The sequence below is a fragment of the Collinsella sp. AM33-4BH genome (genome assembly GCF_003469205.1).
Lineage (GTDB): Bacteria > Actinomycetota > Coriobacteriia > Coriobacteriales > Coriobacteriaceae > Collinsella.
The window spans coordinates 1-521 of sequence record NZ_QSIN01000033.1; the positions used below are offsets into that span (position 1 = coordinate 1).

At 48.2% G+C, this 521-nt stretch carries 1 protein-coding gene; it reads left to right on the forward strand.

Annotated features, from left to right (window positions below; translation table 11 throughout):
* Positions 1-228: hypothetical protein (locus DW821_RS10370; RefSeq protein WP_233553056.1), on the forward strand; the 228-nt coding region annotated here is incomplete at its 5' end.
* Positions 229-521: the final 293 nt, after the last annotated feature.

Genomic DNA, 521 nt, shown 5'->3' on the forward strand with positions numbered 1-521 from the left:
GAAGAGGGGGGAGGCCTCGCGGCCTCCCCCTTTTTTGCGTTATATGCGATATTTGCCCTATCCGTTTTAGGAGTGCTCGGATTGACGTTAGTCGAGGTCATCGTTGTCATCTGCGTTGGGGTAGAGCCGATCTTTTTGTTTATGTCGCTTTCTGTTGGCGCTCAGTCGACTCTAGGGTTCTGTCGCCACGTATATCCGGACGGTTCTTTTGCTCCTTATTTCCAGTAAATCAGTTAAGGGGTATTGTTTCAATCAAATACACTCCGCCAGCGGGGGCTCTATCTAATTAGTGATAGAGCCCCCGCTGGCGTTTTATAGGTTTGTTAACGTTGTCCTTCTATTTATGATGGGCTAACTAGCAGAGACCGACGAGGGTATAAAGATGCTATGTCTACAGTGGACAGCAAGATTCCCGAGGTCATACGGTCTGTCCATGGTTTATGACCAAATGTGTGACTCTGAGCAACTCGGAGCCAGATAATTCATTTGTGAACAAAATATGGAGTGCGCGATTCCCGCCC